This window comes from Sulfitobacter dubius, from assembly GCF_027214245.1.
Lineage (GTDB): Bacteria > Pseudomonadota > Alphaproteobacteria > Rhodobacterales > Rhodobacteraceae > Sulfitobacter > Sulfitobacter dubius_A.
The window spans coordinates 1-16,616 of the sequence record NZ_JAPWHM010000001.1; the positions used below are offsets into that span (position 1 = coordinate 1).

At 61.6% G+C, this 16,616-nt stretch carries 15 protein-coding genes and 1 tRNA gene; 8 read left to right on the forward strand and 8 right to left on the reverse strand.

Annotation, left to right across the window (positions count from 1 at the left end; all coding sequences use genetic code 11):
- Positions 1–459: 459 nt before the first annotated feature.
- Positions 460–1,098, reverse strand: a complete 639-nt coding sequence (gene msrQ / locus O4H31_RS00005) for a protein-methionine-sulfoxide reductase heme-binding subunit MsrQ (RefSeq protein WP_269341547.1) — start codon at positions 1,096–1,098, stop codon at positions 460–462.
- A gap of 73 nt (positions 1,099–1,171) precedes the next feature.
- Positions 1,172–2,077, reverse strand: a complete 906-nt coding sequence (msrP, locus tag O4H31_RS00010) for a protein-methionine-sulfoxide reductase catalytic subunit MsrP (RefSeq protein ID WP_269341549.1) — start codon at positions 2,075–2,077, stop codon at positions 1,172–1,174.
- Positions 2,078–2,199: 122 nt separating this feature from the next.
- Here msrP and O4H31_RS00015 point away from each other — a divergent pair, with 122 nt between their 5' ends.
- Positions 2,200–2,634, forward strand: a complete 435-nt coding sequence (locus O4H31_RS00015) for a DUF302 domain-containing protein (protein ID WP_269341551.1) — start codon at positions 2,200–2,202, stop codon at positions 2,632–2,634.
- 74 nt (positions 2,635–2,708) lie between these two features.
- On the opposite strand, the gene clpB is transcribed toward O4H31_RS00015, so the two are convergent.
- Positions 2,709–5,324 (reverse strand): ATP-dependent chaperone ClpB, encoded by a 2,616-nt coding sequence (gene clpB / locus O4H31_RS00020; protein WP_269341553.1) that lies wholly within the window; start codon positions 5,322–5,324, stop codon positions 2,709–2,711.
- A 355-nt stretch (positions 5,325–5,679) separates the two neighbouring features.
- Between clpB and O4H31_RS00025 the strand changes: the two genes are divergently transcribed.
- Together O4H31_RS00025 and pyrF are read left to right on the forward strand one after the other, a co-directional pair.
- Entirely contained in the window at positions 5,680–5,994 is a 315-nt protein-coding gene (locus tag O4H31_RS00025; RefSeq protein ID WP_067942287.1) for an orotidine 5-phosphate decarboxylase, read from the forward strand.
- A 244-nt stretch (positions 5,995–6,238) separates the two neighbouring features.
- Entirely contained in the window at positions 6,239–6,934 is a 696-nt protein-coding gene (gene pyrF, locus O4H31_RS00030; protein WP_269341558.1) for an orotidine-5'-phosphate decarboxylase, read from the forward strand.
- A gap of 200 nt (positions 6,935–7,134) precedes the next feature.
- Here pyrF and O4H31_RS00035 read toward each other — a convergent pair whose 3' ends face one another.
- On the reverse strand, positions 7,135–7,551 hold the full coding sequence (locus O4H31_RS00035; protein WP_269341560.1) for an NUDIX hydrolase: 417 nt from the start codon (positions 7,549–7,551) through the stop codon (positions 7,135–7,137).
- 59 nt (positions 7,552–7,610) lie between these two features.
- Here O4H31_RS00035 and O4H31_RS00040 point away from each other — a divergent pair, with 59 nt between their 5' ends.
- The gene (locus O4H31_RS00040; RefSeq protein ID WP_269341562.1) at positions 7,611–8,864 is read left to right on the forward strand and encodes a DNA polymerase IV; all 1,254 of its coding nucleotides are present in this window, start codon (positions 7,611–7,613) and stop codon (positions 8,862–8,864) included.
- A 1-nt stretch (position 8,865) separates the two neighbouring features.
- Here O4H31_RS00040 and O4H31_RS00045 read toward each other — a convergent pair whose 3' ends face one another.
- On the reverse strand, positions 8,866–9,726 hold the full coding sequence (locus tag O4H31_RS00045) for an N-formylglutamate amidohydrolase (protein ID WP_269341564.1): 861 nt from the start codon (positions 9,724–9,726) through the stop codon (positions 8,866–8,868).
- Between the two features lie 145 nt (positions 9,727–9,871).
- On the opposite strand from O4H31_RS00045, the gene O4H31_RS00050 reads away from it, so the two are divergent.
- The 4 genes from O4H31_RS00050 to O4H31_RS00065 all read left to right on the forward strand — a co-directional run bounded on the left by O4H31_RS00050 (position 9,872) and on the right by O4H31_RS00065 (position 12,295).
- Positions 9,872–9,946 (forward strand) — tRNA-Val (locus tag O4H31_RS00050).
- Between the two features lie 75 nt (positions 9,947–10,021).
- On the forward strand, positions 10,022–10,147 hold the full coding sequence (ykgO, locus tag O4H31_RS00055) for a type B 50S ribosomal protein L36 (protein ID WP_005850168.1): 126 nt from the start codon (positions 10,022–10,024) through the stop codon (positions 10,145–10,147).
- A gap of 126 nt (positions 10,148–10,273) precedes the next feature.
- Entirely contained in the window at positions 10,274–11,149 is an 876-nt protein-coding gene (gene yghU, locus O4H31_RS00060) for a glutathione-dependent disulfide-bond oxidoreductase (protein WP_269341572.1), read from the forward strand.
- 129 nt (positions 11,150–11,278) lie between these two features.
- A complete protein-coding gene (locus O4H31_RS00065) occupies positions 11,279–12,295 on the forward strand; it encodes a Fe(3+) ABC transporter substrate-binding protein (protein WP_269341574.1) in 1,017 nt (338 codons plus the stop codon).
- 388 nt (positions 12,296–12,683) lie between these two features.
- Here the strand turns inward: O4H31_RS00065 and O4H31_RS00070 are convergent, their stop codons facing one another.
- The 3 genes from O4H31_RS00070 to O4H31_RS00080 form a co-directional block, all read right to left on the reverse strand.
- The gene (locus tag O4H31_RS00070; RefSeq protein ID WP_269341575.1) at positions 12,684–14,354 is read right to left on the reverse strand and encodes an ABC transporter permease; all 1,671 of its coding nucleotides are present in this window, start codon (positions 14,352–14,354) and stop codon (positions 12,684–12,686) included.
- Positions 14,355–14,408: 54 nt separating this feature from the next.
- Positions 14,409–15,635: a phenylacetate--CoA ligase family protein gene (locus O4H31_RS00075; RefSeq protein WP_269341577.1), complete on the reverse strand. Its 1,227-nt coding sequence runs from the start codon at positions 15,633–15,635 to the stop codon at positions 14,409–14,411.
- Between the two features lie 92 nt (positions 15,636–15,727).
- Positions 15,728–16,564 carry an ABC transporter ATP-binding protein gene (locus O4H31_RS00080; RefSeq protein WP_269341579.1) on the reverse strand — a complete coding sequence of 279 codons (837 nt, stop codon included), beginning with the start codon at positions 16,562–16,564 and terminating at the stop codon, positions 15,728–15,730.
- Between the last annotated feature and the right edge of the window lie 52 nt (positions 16,565–16,616).

Genomic DNA, 16,616 nt, shown 5'->3' on the forward strand with positions numbered 1-16,616 from the left:
AGCGCGATATACAGACGTTGATCCATCGAATGAACCAAACCGCCCACATATCTCTTCAGATATCAAATTTTCAAACAACGTTGAGACAAAAGAAACTAAGATGCGCCCTAACTTCTTGGCGCGCCCCGCCCTAATACCTCGAATTTTTATCCGCTTTCCGAACCGAACTCAGCGTCTCCGCTCCCGTCCGCCCCATCTGGCGCCCCGCCGCCGCATCTCTGCGCCGCCGGTAGAGGGGGTTCTAAGGCGAGTGACAGAAACCCGCAAGCCATTTTTTGAGGTTTCGTGGAGTTTTTGTGAAACGACTTCAAAGCCCAATTATAACAGTAACTTAACACCTTATATCATTTGCGAAATCCTGCCCAATCCCCACTTGCGCAGCCCCATTATGTTAACGCCACCAGTTACCCACAGGTCATAGAGCCCATAGGCGCGATTCAGGGGTGTGAATCACGGCTCTTAACTGCGAATCCGATTCACCCCGCCCTGCGAAAGCCTCTGCCGGATGCGCTTGAAGGGAAGGCGGTAGATCAAGAGCGCCAAGATCACTCCGGCGTAGATCAGCGGTTCCAATTGAAGGCCCTTTGCCAGCCACAGAAAATGAAGCGCCGCCAGCAGCGCCGCGGCATAGGTAAGACGATGGAGTTTGCGCCAGCGGGCGCCAAGCTTGCGCAGGGACCAGTTGTTGGAGGTGGCCGCCAAGGGGATCAGACAGAGGAACCCCGCCATACCAACGGTGATATAGGGCCGCTTTAGAATATCCGCCCAGACCCGCGAGAGCGTCTGTACATCCAAGACGGCCCAGACTGTGAGATGCGCAAGCGCATAGACAAAGGTCATCACACCGATGGCCCGGCGAAAGCGAAGCAAGTTCAACCCAATTGTACGGCGCAGGGGGGTGACAATCAGCCCGGCGATCAAGAGGCGCAGCGCCCATAGGCCATAGAGATGCTCCAACCCCTTCACCGGGTCACGACCCAGCCCACCGTTGAGCCCCTGATAGAAGAACCACGGGATCGGGAGGGCCAGCAGCAAATAGACGGACCAAACCGGTACGCGCCGGGCGAGACTGTTCAGAGTGTCAATCGCCCCCGCCATCACCCGGTCATCCCTGGCAACGCGCTTCTACCGAGGCGGCAAAAAACTCTGGGCATATATAGTGTGTCGCGCATCAGAAGTTCGCGGTCAGGTCCATGCCCTCGTAGAGCCCTGCCACCTCTTCTTCGTAGCCGTTGAACATCAGCGTCGGCTGACGCCGCGCAAACAGCCCGCCACCGATGGGGCGCTCATCGGCCTGTGACCAACGCGGATGGCTCACTTCGGGGTTTACGTTACTGTAGAAGCCGTATTCCCGCGGCGCGGCCTTGTTCCAGCTGGTGGGCGGCTGTTTGTCTGTCAGGGTGATCCGCACCACGGATTTGATCGATTTGTAGCCATATTTCCACGGCACCACCAAACGCAGCGGCGCGCCGTTCTGGTTCGGGATGTCTTTACCATAGATGCCGGTGGCCATGATCGTCAGCGGGTGCATCGCCTCATCCAGCCGCAGCCCTTCGACATAGGGCCAGTCGAGCACGGGGAAGCGGACACCGGGCATTTCCTCTGGCCGGTAGGCGGTCTCGAACGCGACGTATTTCGCACCGGATTGCACACCGGCCATATTCAGAAGATCGGCCAGCTCGAACCCGTTCCACGGCACCACCATCGACCAAGCTTCGACGCAGCGCAGGCGGTAGATGCGCTCTTCGACGGTCATCGCCTTCATGATGTCCTCAAAAGCGTAATCGCCCGGCTTGTCGACCATCCCTTCGATGGCCACTGTCCACGGCTTGGTCGTCAGGCTCCCTGCGTATTTCGCGGGGTCACCCTTGCCAGTGCCGAATTCGTAGTAATTGTTGTATTGGGTGATGTCCTCATAGTCATTCGGGGTCAGCCCCTCCTGGGCCACGGCCCCCTGCCCCAAGCTGGCAAGACCAAGCCCCGCCATCGCACCGCCCATGATCTGACGCCGGTTAAAGTACTGCGCCTCGTCAGTCACGTCTCGGTCTGTCAGTCGATTGATCCAGCGATTGGCCATTTCAGCGCTCCCTACTATACTCAATAGAAGTTAGCGCCCGCCGCGGGTGGCACCAAATCCTTTCGCCCGGATTTCAGCCAGCACACCGGAATGTTAGGCGCCGTTATTAAAGGAGTGCCGCCATGATCCGTTTCCTTTTTGTTGCCGGTCTGATGCTGGCCAGCGCCGCGCAGGCGGATGAGATGGTCACCTATACCACCGACCAAAGCTTCGGCGATGTGACCTTTGGGGTGGAGAATGCAATCCTGAACCAAGGGCTGATCCCCGAAAACGTCAGCCATGTGGGAGAGATGCTGGACCGCACCCGCGCGGATGTCGGCTCTGACGTGGTGCTGTTTGAGGCGGCGGAGGTGTTCAGCTTTTGCTCGGCGGCCCTCTCGCGCAAGGTGATGGAAGCGGATGTGATGAACATCGGCTTTTGCCCCTACGACATTTTCGTGATGCAACTGCCTGAGAGTGACGAGGTGACCGTCGGCTACCGCGCCTTCCCCGAGGGTGCGATGCAAGAGGTGCAAACCCTGCTGGATGCCATTGTGAAGGAAGCGATTGGCGAATAATGGGCGCCTATCAAGGGTTTTAGTCCAAGCAAAAAGGCCGGGAAAACCCCGGCCTTTTTTATTGTCTTGGGCGCTTAATGCACTGTGGCATCATCCGGTTTGGGCCGGTTCGACGCGGCCACCTGATCGCCAATGATCAACCCATCGGCCCCGGCACGGACGGTGACGGTATCGCCGTCTTTCACGTCTCCGGCCAGCAGCATCTCGGCCAGCGGATCCTGCACGGTGCGCTGGATCACCCGCTTGAGGGGCCGCGCCCCAAAGACCGGATCATAGCCTTCGTCAGCCAACCACTTGCGCGCGGCGTCATCCAGATCAAGCGTGATCTTCCGCCCCGCAAGCCGCTTGAGCAGACGTGCCATCTGGATCGCAACGATGCCGTCCATATCCGCACGGCCCAGACGGTCAAAGATGATCGTCTCGTCCAGGCGGTTCAGGAACTCTGGCCGGAAATGCGCCCGGACCGCGTCCATCACGTCGCGCTTGGCCCCGGCCATGTCACCCCCCTCGGGCAGTTGGCTCAGTGCCTGCGCCCCGAGGTTTGAGGTCAGGATGATCAGCGTCTGCTTGAAGTCGACCGTGCGGCCCTGACCATCGGTCAGCACACCATCGTCGAGCACCTGCAACAGCACGTTGAAGACATCCGGATGCGCCTTTTCGACCTCGTCAAAGAGCACGACCTGATAAGGGCGCCGCCGCACCGCTTCGGTCAGCACACCGCCCTCGTCATAGCCGACGTAGCCCGGAGGGGCACCGATCAGACGGGCTACCGAATGCTTCTCCATAAACTCGGACATGTCGATGCGAACCATCGCATTGTCGTCGTCAAAGAGGAACTCGGCAACGGCCTTGGTCAGCTCGGTCTTGCCCACACCGGTCGGCCCGAGGAAGAGGAAGCTGCCCAACGGGCGGTTCTCATCATTCAGCCCCGCCCGCGCACGGCGCACGGCATTGGCGACTGCTTTGACAGCCGCGCTCTGACCGATCACCCGATCATGCAACTGCTCTTCCATCCGCAACAACTTGTCCCGCTCCCCTTCGAGCATCTTGCCCGCGGGGATACCGGTCCAACGCTCGACGACGCTGGCGATCTGATCCGGGCGCACGGCCTCTTCGACCATCATGTCGTCTTCGCGGCCCTCGGCGGCCTCAAGGTCGCGCTCCAACTGCGGGATCACGCCATAAGATAGCTCGCCCGCGCGCGCGAGGTTGCCTTCGCGTTTGGCAATGTCGAGGTCGGCCCGCGCATGGTCCAGCTTTTCTTTGATGTCACGCGCCCCGGCCAGCTTGTCCCGCTCGGCCTGCCACTGCGCTGTCATCTCGGCGCTGCGGTCTTGCAAATCGCTCAGGTCTTTCTGCAAAGCCTCCAGCCGATCCTTGGACGCGGTATCGTCTTCTTTCTTCAGCGCTTCGGCCTCGATCTGAAGTTGCAGGATCTGACGGTCCAGCGCGTCCAGCTCTTCGGGCTTGCTGTCGACTTCCATACGCAGACGGCTCGCGGCCTCGTCCATCAGGTCGATCGCCTTGTCGGGCAGGAAACGGTCGGTGATGTAGCGATGGCTCAGCGTCGCCGCCGCGACCAGCGCGGTGTCGGAAATGCGCACGCCGTGGTGCAACTCGTACTTCTCTTTGATGCCACGCAGGATCGAAACGGTGTCCTCCACCGTCGGCTCCTGCACGATTACTGGCTGGAACCGCCGCGCAAGTGCTGCGTCTTTTTCGACATATTTGCGGTATTCTTCGAGCGTGGTGGCACCCACACAGTGCAACTCACCCCGCGCCAGCGCAGGTTTCAGCAGGTTCGACGCATCCATCGCGCCATCGGCCTTACCGGCCCCGACCAGCGTGTGCATCTCGTCGATGAACAAGATCACCTCGCCCGCGGCTTCGGTCACTTCGGTCAGAACCGCCTTCAGCCGCTCCTCGAACTCGCCACGGTATTTCGCCCCGGCGATCAGCGCGCCCATGTCGAGCGCGAGCAGGCGTTTGTTGCGCAGAGATTCAGGCACGTCCCCATGCACGATCCGAAGCGCCAAGCCTTCGGCAATCGCGGTCTTACCCACACCCGGCTCACCGATCAGCACCGGGTTGTTCTTGGTCCGGCGGCTCAGCACCTGCATCGCGCGGCGGATTTCCTCATCCCGGCCAATGATAGGGTCGATCTTGCCCTCTTCGGCCCGCGCGGTCAGGTCGAGGCTATATTTCTCCAAAGCCTCATAGCTGTCTTCGGCGGTGGCGCTGTCGGCCTTGCGCCCCTTGCGCACATCATTGATCGCGGCGTTCAGGGCTTGGGCCGTTACTTTGCCCGCTTCCAACGCCGTCTTCGCGCCGGACTTCACCATGCAAAGCGCGGTCAGAATGCGTTCGACAGTGACAAAACTATCGCCCGCTTTCTTGGCCATGGTTTCGGCCTCGGCCAATACTTTGGCGGTGGTGCCGTCTAGATAGACCTGCCCCGCATCGCCGGTGACTTTCGGGATTTTGCCAAGCGCGAGGTCAAGCGCCTGCATCACGCGCGCACCATCGCCGCCCGATGCAGCGATCAGGTTGCGCGCCAGCCCTTGGTCGTCGTCCAGCAGTGCTTTGAGTACATGTTCAGGGGACAGCCGCTGATGGCTTTCCCGTGTCGCAATGGTTTGCGCCGCCTGAATAAAGCCGCGCGATCTTTCCGTGAACTTGCTCAAGTCCATGGGTCTCTCCTTTTCTACAAGCGCTCCAAAATGCTGCGCCCGATATGTGGCACGCAGCGGTCTGAGCCTCGGTAACAATTTGGGAAGCGGTGCTGCGGGTTCAAGACCGTACAGGCGCAAAATACCGCCACCGAAGAAACCGCCAATAGGAAGAATTCAGCCAATAAGGCGAAAATACGGCAACTTTGCGTAAAAAAATACCATCCTATACCATTGATATAAATACATTGTTAACCTTTATCCACAGAAAGTGTAACCATAATGAAACCATTTGGCTGCCTCTCGCGTTTATTCCGCAGACGAGAGCAGGACGACAAAGCCTGCCAAGGTTCAGAAGAACACAAGAGGTGAAACGATGCAGACGCGCCCTATCCAGTTGACAGATGTCACCTACAATGCGGCCACTCAGTGTTTCGAAGCGCTGGTGACCGTCCAAGACGGGGAGCAGCTGCGCCGCTACGCTTGTGCCATCGATGCCCCAATTACCATGTCATACCGCGACGCCGCTGACGGCCTGTCCCGTCAAGCGCTCCGCCGCCACGCCCAGAAGCGTGGTCTGAGTTCCGAAGTCCTGCGCCACGTCCCCGCTCAGCGGGCCGGACGCCGCAGCTTCGATCCGCTGCGTTGGTTGGAAGAGGTCATGGACCTCCCCGGCCGCGATGCAGCCTAACCCCCTTCCGTGCGGCACCTGCCTGCCGCGCGGCTGCCCGCGGACCTGCCGCCACCTCATCTGTCCTGAGTTGGCGATCCGCATACCAGAGACCAGTGCCTGCCTGCTAAGTCTCTGAACACTGGGCCCGGACCCGCGACGCGGTGTTCGGGCCTCTTTTTTGCCTGCTACCCTCATGAATGATGGACTTGCCCCGCCCCGCGGCGTAGGTCAAAGCCGTTTGAAAATTGGCAGGAGCCCTCGCATGTCTGATGACCGTCTGATTGTCGCCCTTGATGTTCCCCATGCGGTCGCGGGGCTGGAACTGGCCGAAAAGCTCGGCGATGCCGTGGGCTTTTACAAAATCGGCCTCGGCATGCTGACGGGCGGCGGCTTGGCCTTGGCCAATGAACTGAAACAGGAACATGGCAAGCGCATCTTCCTTGATATGAAGCTTTTCGACATCGGCGCCACCGTAGAGGCGGCGGTGCGCGGACTGGCCCAGTTCGATTTGGATTTCCTGACCGTCCACGGCGACCCGCATGTGGTGGCGGCGGCCAAGCAAGGGGCCGCTGGCACCGACATGAAGATCCTCGCCGTCACGATCCTCACCTCGCTTGACCGCGCTGACCTTGACGCCGCTCTGATCCAACCGGGCGATCTGGGCGATCTGGTGCTGACCCGTGCGGGCCGCGCGTTGGACGCGGGCGCGGATGGCGTCATCGCCTCCCCTCAAGAAGCCGCCGCGATCCGCGCCCTCCCCGAAGCAAACGGCAAGCTTATCGTCACCCCCGGCGTGCGTCCCCAAGGTGCCGCATTGGGCGATCAGAAACGGGTCGCCACCCCCGGTCAGGCCATCGCGGATGGCGCCGATCACATCGTGGTAGGCCGCCCGATCTGGCAGGCCGAAGACCCCTCTGCCGCTGCCCGCGCCGTGCTTCAGGAAATTTCTGAACGTTAACAAGAGTCTCCCTCCGCCCTGTAGCAAATCGACCACAGCGCGCCGGGATGCGCCGCGGGGGCGGCCATCAATGTTAGGCGAAAACCGCATAACATGTTATGTTGAACTCAGGTGATACTCCCCGACGAACTGGTTCTTCCTGATGTTCGTCACCTCCCCCCGCTCACGCAGGCGGGGGGCCTTTATTTCCCCCTTTCGTGTTAGTGTTTTTCTGTCGCGCTTTGCGCCAGATAGACCCGCAAGCGGTCCTGAAATGCGGGCACCGCGTGGGGATGGGTCAGAAACTCATCCTGCGTCATCAAACGCCAGCGCTGCCCTTCGTCGCCAAAAACGATCTCGGCCTCTGCCTCGGCGGGCAAGCGTGCAACGAAGAACCATTTGATCCGCCCCGCCTCATCAAAGCTGCCTTGCCAGATCACCGCGTCTTCGGGCACCACGATTCCCAACTCTTCGCGGCATTCGCGGAGCGCGCAGGCCAGCGGGGTCTCTGCCCCCTCGCGGCCCCCACCGGGCAGATCCCAATGATCCGCAAAGGGCAGGCCCGGCGTGTCATCGCGGAGGATCACGGCCAGCTTCTCTCCAAGGTAAAGCGCCAGCTTTGCGCCATCAAAGCCCATGTTAAATCCCTCGCGATCTGGTTAGAATCGTCGCCGAACCCTGCCCTCCTGGTGTACTCATGGCCACCCTCTGTCGCGACTGTCTTTCTGAAATCGTTCCGGCGCGGCGCTGTCCACGCTGTGGCAGCCCCCGTGTGCTGTCGCACCCGGAACTCTTCGACCTGTCGATCGCCCATATGGATTGCGATGCCTTCTATGCCTCGGTCGAAAAACGGGACAATCCCGAACTGGCTGGCAAACCCGTCATCATCGGCGGCGGACGGCGCGGGGTCGTGTCGACCGCCTGCTATGTCGCGCGGATCCGCGGCGTGCGCTCGGCCATGCCGATGTTTCAGGCGCTCAAGCTGTGCCCCGAGGCGGTGATCATCAAGCCGCGGATGGAGGTCTATGTCGAAGCCTCCCGCGCGATTCGCGCAATGATGGAAGAGATGACCCCCGCGATTGAGCCCTTGTCGCTGGACGAAGCCTTTCTCGATATGACCGGCACCGCGCGGCTGCACGGCCAGCCCCCGGCGGTGATGCTGGCGCGTTTGGTGAGGCGGATGAAGGTGGAACTGGGGCTGACAGGTTCTATCGGTCTGAGCCATAACAAGTTTCTGGCCAAGGTCGCTTCGGACCTCGACAAGCCGCATGGCTTCTCTGTCATCGGCGCGGGCGAAACGGCAGCGTTTTTGCGCGACAAACCGGTGGGCATGATCTGGGGCGTCGGGGCCGCCACGCAGACCGCGTTGGAAAAGGCAGGCATCCGCAGCTTTTCCGATCTGTTGCGGTGGGACCAGACCGATCTCATCGCCCGCTTTGGCAGCATGGGGGACCGGCTCTGGCATCTCGCGCGCGGCCAAGACAAACGGCGCGTGTCACGGCACCGTCCGGTGAAGTCGATCAGCAATGAGACGACATTCTCTGACGATACCGGCGATGCAGAGATTCTCGATGGCCACATCTGGCGCTTGGCGGAAAAGGTGGCGGACCGCGCCAAGGCGAAAGAGATGGCAGGCCGGGTGGTGACGCTAAAACTGAAACGCGCCGATCACTCTTTGCTGTCACGCCGCCTGTCGCTGCACGATCCGACCCAACTGGCCGACCGCATTTATCGCACCGCCCGCGCCCTGTTCGATCAGGTCGACCACAATAGCGCATATCGGTTGATCGGCGTGGGGCTATCGGACCTTTCGGGCGCAGAGGGGGCGGATATGGCCGGCGATCTACTTGACCCCGGCGCCGCACAGCGCAGCCGCGCCGAACGCGCCGCCGACAGCATCCGCAGCCGCTTCGGCGAGAAAGCAATCGTGAAAGGCCGCGCCCTGCGCTGACCTACTCCGCAGCGAGGGGAAGCCGCTGCTGTCCGATCTGCGCCACTTCGGCCACCACACGCTGCAGCGCTGCCTGCACCGCCTCGAACGCACCGTTGGGCCGAATCAACCGCTCGTTCATATAGAGCGCCCGGTCGATCTCGACCTGCACGGCGTGCTGCCCGCGCGAGGGACGGCCATAGGCTTGGGTAATATAGGCCCCGGCGAAGGGCGAATTGCGCGTCACCACGAACCCCGCTTCGACAAAGGCGGCTTCGATCTGGTCGACCACCTCGCCCCCCGCCGCCGCGCCAAAGCGGTCGCCCAACACAACATCGGGCCGCCGCATCCCGCCGCGCGCCACGCCGTCCATCGCCTCATGCGGCATGGAGTGGCAATCGACCAGCACCGCCTGCCCGTGACGGCGATGCGCCCCGTTCAGCAACTCTTGCAGTTTCGCGTGATAGGGCCGCCAGTAGCTGTCGATCCGCAGCTGCGCCTCTTCTTGGGAAAGCTTGCCACGATAGATCGCCCGACCATTGGCCACCACGCGGGGAATCACCCCCAGCCCCGAGGCCACGCGCGGGTTATGCCCCTGCCGCGGGATCCCTTCGATGACCGATGGGTCCAACTCCTCGGGCGCGCGGTTGAGGTCGATATAGGCCCGCGGCGCACCTGCTTTGATGAAAGTAGCCCCATGCAGCGGCGCGCAATCGAACAACAGATCAACAAATGCATCCTCGGACGAGCGGATCGCATGTTCATCCAAAACCGACCGCCGCAGGAAAGACGCCGCATAATCCCGACCCGAATGGGGCGAGGCAAAGACCACGCAAGAGCGGTTTCGGTCGGGATGCAGTACTTCGTAAGCGGTCATCGGCATAATAATTCCTTCTAAGTCGAACATAGCGTGTTTATTCCGCTCCAAAAGCCCTTGATCCCGTCGCCGACTCCTTTTATAGCACCCCAACGGCGCGAAATTTCGCGCCCCATTTAGTTTTGGGGCCGGGATGGAAACGCTTAAAAGTGGGTGATTAGCTCAGCGGTAGAGCACTTCGTTGACATCGAAGGGGTCACTGGTTCGATCCCAGTATCGCCCACCATTATTCATCGACCTGTCTTTGGCAGGTTGCCCGCAACCCAGGCGCTGGCCCGCGCCACGACATGAGGAGACGACCATGAAGGTTCGCAATTCGCTCCGCTCGCTCAAGAATCGGCATCGCGATTGCCGTGTTGTGCGTCGCAAAGGCCGCGTTTACGTCATCAACAAGACGCAGCGCCGGTTCAAAGCCCGTCAGGGCTGAGCTTCGCAGCTATTCGGTTTAAAGGCCGCTCCTTCGGGGGCGGCTTTTTTCGTTGCGCCTATCTGCTTGCAACCCCGGCGCAAAACCCCACCTTCAAAGCAGACTTGAATAACAAGGAAGACCATCATGTCGGACACGCCCGAATATACGCCCCCAAAGGTTTGGAAATGGGAATCAGAAAGCGGCGGCAAATTCGCCAGCACCAACCGGCCCATCGCCGGTGCGACCCATGACAAGGACCTGCCCGTCGGCGACCATCCCTTTCAGCTTTATTCCCTTGCCACACCCAATGGCGTCAAAGTCACTGTGATGTTCGAAGAACTGCTAGAGGCGGGCCATAAGGCAGCTGAATACGACGCTTGGCTGGTTGATATTTCCGAGGGCGATCAGTTCGGTTCGGGCTTTGTCGAGGTGAACCCCAATTCCAAAATTCCCGCGCTGATGGACCGCTCTGGCGATGCGCCCCAGCGGGTCTTCGAATCGGGGGCGATCCTGCTCTATCTCGCTGAGAAGTTTGGCGCCTTCCTGCCCCAAGACCCCGCCCGCCGGACCGAGGCGCTGTCGTGGCTCTTCTGGCAGATGGGCAGCGCGCCCTACCTTGGCGGCGGCTTCGGCCATTTCTACGCCTACGCCCCAGAGAAGTTCGAATACCCCATCAACCGTTTCGCGATGGAAACCAAGCGTCAGCTTGATGTGATGGACAAGCATTTGGCCGAGCATGAGTATTTCGCCGATGAATACTCCATCGCCGATATGGCAATCTGGAGCTGGTATGGTCAATTGGTGCTCGGGCGGCTCTATTCGGCGGCTGAGTTCCTTGACGTGACGTCTTACAAAAACGTCATGCGTTGGGCCGAAGCGATTGACGCACGCCCTGCCGTGACCCGGGGCCGTATGGTCAACCGCGCCTTCGGCGACGACCTGTCGATGCAACTGCATGAGCGGCACGACGCCAGCGATTTCGACACCAAGACCCAAGACAAGATCGGCAGCAAGGACTGACCGCGTAGCCCTCGGCCTGATGCGGCCGGGGGCTTTCCGACCAAATTTATCGGAATTGGTTGCAGGACCGGGTAAAATCTGTTTCTTACTGTTTCAGTCAAGTTATCCCAAATGGAACAGGACCCTGATATGACCTTCTGCAAAACATCGACTGCCGCCGCCGCGCTGATGGCGCTGGCTCTTCCTGCGCTGGCCGATGGCGAGTTGAACCTCTACTCCTCGCGTCACTACGACACTGACGAGCGGCTCTACTCCGACTTTACCGAAGCGACCGGCATCACCATCAACCGCATCGAAGGCAAAGCCGACGAACTGCTGGCCCGTATGGAAGCCGAAGGCGCGAATTCCCCCGCCGACGTCCTGCTGACCGTGGACACCAGCCGCCTCAAGCGCGCCAAAGACATGGACCTGCTGCAAGCGATCGAGAGCGACACGCTCGAAGAGCGCATCCCCGGCAACCTGCAGGACGACGACAATCAGTGGTTCGGTCTGTCCCAACGCGCGCGGATCATCTTCTACAACAAAGAGACGGTGGACAATCCGCCAGCGACCTACATGGATCTTGCCGATCCGGCCTACAAAGGTCAGGTCTGCATCCGGTCCTCGACCAACACCTACAACCAGACACTCCTGGCCTCCATCGTGACCCATGAGGGCGAAGAAGCCGCGACCGACTGGGCGCAGGGCGTGGTCGACAACATGGCGCGCGCACCCCAAGGCGGCGACACCGACCAGCTGCGCGGCATCGTCTCGGGTGAGTGCGACATCGCGGTCTCCAACAGCTACTATTTCGCCCGCGCGATCCGCACTGATGTCGACGGCGTGAGCGCCGATATCGGCAAGATCGGCCTGATCTGGCCGGACCAAGAAGGCAACGGCGCGCATATGAACCTCTCGGGCGGCGGCGTGGCCAAGAACGCTCCGAACCGTGAGAACGCGGTGAAATTCCTTGAGTATCTCGCCTCTGATCAGGCGCAGGTCTATTTCTCGGCGGGCAACGATGAATTCCCCACCGTGGAAGGCGTGGAACTGGCCGACAGCGTCAAGCAGTTGGGTGAGTTCAAAGCCGACGAGGTGAACCTGTCGGACGTGGCTGAGAACATCGGCACCGCGCAGAAGATCTTCAACTCGGTTGGCTGGGAATAATTCAACCTAGCGAGTAATGCAGAAGGCGGGCTTTCGGGCCCGCCTTTTTTTATGTGCTGCCCCCTCCTGCAAACGCCCCGCCCGGCGGCACGGGCATCGCCCTCCCTCCCCCCGGAGGGCGATTTTGCAACGCTGGGGCGCCTGCGCCATTAGCAATGACATTACAGAAAGCAGGCCGATCATCGCCCCCCAGAGAGGGCGCTGCCCTTATCGACAGACGGTCCGGAATCAAGCCGCAGGCGCCGGGCCATCGCCGGCCCGCCCGGACGGGGAGGCGATTTGGTGAGGCTAAGTGCAACCTCGCGAACGCACATCACGGTTGAGCCATTAAGTGGCACGAAGGCATGGTTGGATCGCCACCCCACGGGCAGGCGCTGGCCCTCGGTATCTACCGCTGACGGCCCACCTGCCGACAGATCAAGATCACCGGCAGCAGCCCCATCGCCACGATCACAAGGCTCGGCACCGCCGCCCCATTGAGCCGCTCGTCACTGGCCAGCCGGTACGCCTGCACCGCCAGCGTGTCATAGTTGAATGGTCGCATGATCAGCGTCGCGGGCAATTCCTTCATCACATCGACAAAGACGATCAGCAGCGCGGTCAGCAGGCTCGGCGCTAGGATTGGCAGATGCACCCGGCGCAGCGTCCCCAAGGGCGTCTGCCCCAGTGACCGCGCGGCGGCGTCCATATTGGCATGCACCATCGACTGCCCGCCCTCATAGGCCCCAAGCGCCGCAGCGAGGAAGCGCACCAGATAGGCCAGCACCAAAAGCCAGATCGAGCCGGTGATCAAAAGCCCGGTGGAAACATCAAAGGTCTCGCGCATCCAAGCATCGAGCGCATTGTCGAAGGCCGCGAAGGGCACCAGCAGCCCTACAGCGATCACCCCGCCCGGCACCGCATAGCCCAACCGCGCGACATAAGCCGCCCCTTGCGAGACGCGGCCCGGACGCAGCCGCCGGTAAAACCCCACACTGATCGCCGCCAGCACCGTCAATACAGCCGCGACACCAGCAAGCGTCACCGAATTGCGCATGAAACCGAGGTAGCGCGGGCTGAAAAGGCTCTGCTCGCTATCAAGCCCCATGGTCACGAGGATGACCACCGGCAGCACCGCGCCAAAGAGCACCGGCACACCACAAAGCACGATCGCCGCTGCGGCCTGCCAGCCTTTCAGCTCGGCTGGCGGTGCGGATTGGGTCCGACGCGCGGGGTCGTGATACTTGGCCTTGCCGCGCTGCGCCCGCTCCAGCATCGCCAGCAATAGCGCGAAACTCAGCAGGCAAAGCGCCAGTTGCGCGGCGGCGGCCCGGTCGAACATGGAGAACCAGCTGGTGTAGATGCCGGTGGCAAAGGTCTGGACGCCGAAATAGGCCACGGTGCCGAAATCGGCGATGGTCTCCATCACCGCCAGCAACACGCCGCCCGCAATAGCGGGCCGCGCCAGCGGCAAGCTGACCTTGAAAAACGCGGCCCAAGCGCTGGAGCCGAGCGCGCGGGCGGCTAGGAATGTCGTCCCGCTTTGCTGCAGAAAAGCGGCGCGAGCCAGCAGGTAGACGTAAGGATAAAGCACCAACACCAGCATCGCCGCCGCCCCGCCAAGCGAGCGGATCTCGGGGAACCAGTAGTCACGCGGACCCCATCCCGTGACGTCGCGCAGCATGGTCTGCACAATGCCGGGATGGTCGAGCACATGGGTATAGGCGTAGGCCAGCACATAGGCCGGGAAGGCCAGCGGCAGCACCAGTGCAATCTCCAACAGCTTGGCGCCGGGGAAACGTGTCATCGTCACCAGCCATGCCGCCCCCACACCGATGGCAAAGGTGCCGAAAGATACCAGCAGTACCAGCAGCAGCGTCGTCACCGTGTAGCGGCCCAGCACCGTGTCGATCAGGTGTTGCACCGTCTCCGTCCCGCCGCTCAGCGCGGCGATCAGCACCGCCAGCATCGGCAGCGCACAGAGGGTGGCGACGGTCAGGGCGACAGCCGACAGCGCGCGCAGCCCGTCGCGGGCGCGGCGCAGATGGGGCGTCTCAGAGGAGGCAGTGTTCAGCGTCATGCGCCCTATTTCGACGATTTCACTCGGAAATGCCAGAGGGCGCGACGCTGCGCCTCAATCGTAGCTGCGGGTGTCTTCGATCACCAGCCCGTCGCGCGGCAGGCTGCCGGGTGCAACCAGCTCGACCCGGCCCTTGAGCTTGAGTAGATCGGCCACGGATCGGGCATAGGCGTCCTTGTCCTCTCCGGCGGTTTCGATCTGCACGGTCATCACATCTGCCTCGCCTTCCCGGCTTGCGATGACGCGGGCCTTTTCGATCTCCTCGTGTTGGGCAACCAGTGCCGCCACCTGCTCGGGCCGGACGAACATGCCCTTGATCTTGGTGGTCTGATCGGCGCGGCCCATCCAGCCCTTAATGCGCATGTTGGTCCGTCCACAGGGGCTTTCGCCCTCCAAAACGGCACTAAGGTCGCCGGTGGCGAACCGAATGAGCGGGTAATCGGGGTTCAGCGTAGTGACCACCACCTCGCCAACCTCACCAGGCGCGACCGGGATTCCGGTGCCGGGGGTGACGATCTCGACGATGACCTGCTCGTCGACGATCAGCCCCTCCATTGCCGAGCTTTCATAGGCGATATTGCCCAGATCGGCGGTGGCATAGGATTGCAAACAAGTGATACCGCGCTCTTGATAGAAGGCCCGCAGGCTGGGGAAAAGCGCGCCGCCGCCGACTGCCGCCTTGGTGATTTTCAACTCAACCCCCATGGCATCGGCCTTTTCCAAGATTACCTTGAGGTAATCCGGCGTGCCCGCATAAGCGGTCGAGCCCACATCACGGGCGGCGGTGACCTGTAGCTCGGTCTGGCCAGTGCCAGCGGGCAAGACGGTCGCCCCAACCGCGCGCGCCCCGGATTCGAAAATCATGCCGGCAGGGGTCAGATGGTAGCCAAAGCAGTTGTGCACCACATCGCCCGCGCCGATCCCCGCGGCATGCAGGAAGCGCCCCATCCGCCACCAGTTAGAATCGTTGCTGGAGGGCTCGTAAATCGGGCCGGGTGACTGGAAGACATGGCTGAACTCCGTCACAGGCTTGGTGGTGAAGCCGCCGAAGGGCGCCTGCGCAGCCTGTGCCTTGCCGAGCTCAGACTTGCGCAGCACCGGCAGGTCGGCCAGCGCCTCGGGCGAGGTGATCTGCGCCGCATTCACCCCTTTGAGCGTCTCGCCATAGCCCGGCAAGCCCTGCGCGCGGGCGATCTGCTGCGGCAACGCCTGCGCCAGATCGGCCGCCCGTTGGTCGGCGCTGCGGGTTTCCAGATCGTCGAAATGGGGCTTGGTCAGCATCCCTGTCACTTTCCTGCTATGGCATCACTGGAGAGGGCACAGGCCCGCTCTGGTCTTGTCTTGGGTCTTTCCTTCGGGCCTTGGCGGGCCGGTCAGCTGAGCCAGCGCTTGCGGCGGCGGTAGCTGCGCACGTCGCGGAAGCTCTTGCGGCCCTCGTCGGACATGCCGAGGTAGAATTCCTTGACGTCTTGGTTCTCACGCAGGTCTTTGGCGGGGCCATCCATCACCACGCGACCGGATTCGAGGATGTAGCCGTAATGCGCAAAGCGCAGCGCGACGTTGGTGTTCTGTTCGGCCAACAAGAAGGTCACGCCCTCCTTTTCGTTCACCGATTTCACGATCTCGAAAATCTGTTCAACCAGTTGCGGCGCAAGGCCCATCGACGGCTCGTCCAAAAGGATCGTCTCGGGTCGTGACATCAGGGCGCGGCCAATGGCGCACATCTGCTGCTCGCCGCCCGAGGTATAGCCAGCCTGCGAGCGGCGGCGCTCTTTCAGGCGGGGGAAATAGGTATAGACCATCTCAAGATCCTGCTGAATCGCGGCATTGCCATCAGTGCGGGTATAGGCACCGGTCAGCAGATTTTCTTCGATGGTGAGGTGCTCAAAACAGTGGCGGCCTTCCATGACCTGCACGACACCTTTCTTCACGGTCTCGGCAGGATCCTGATGCTGAATCGGACCGCCGCGGTATTTGATCGAGCCTTTGGTGACTTCGCCCCGCTCCGAGGCCAGCAGCCCCGAGATCGCCTTGAGCGTCGTCGTCTTGCCCGCGCCATTGCCGCCCAGCAGCGCGGTGATGCCGCCCTTGGGCACGTTCAGGCTGACGCCCTTCAGCACGAGGATAACGTGGTTGTAGATCACCTCGATATTGTTGACCTCAAGCAGGTTTTCGACTGCGACGTCATTGGTATTGGCAGCATCCAGCATGGGAATGACCTCTCTTAAGGCTTGGAAGGTCCCCGGCCACTCTGTTCGGAAT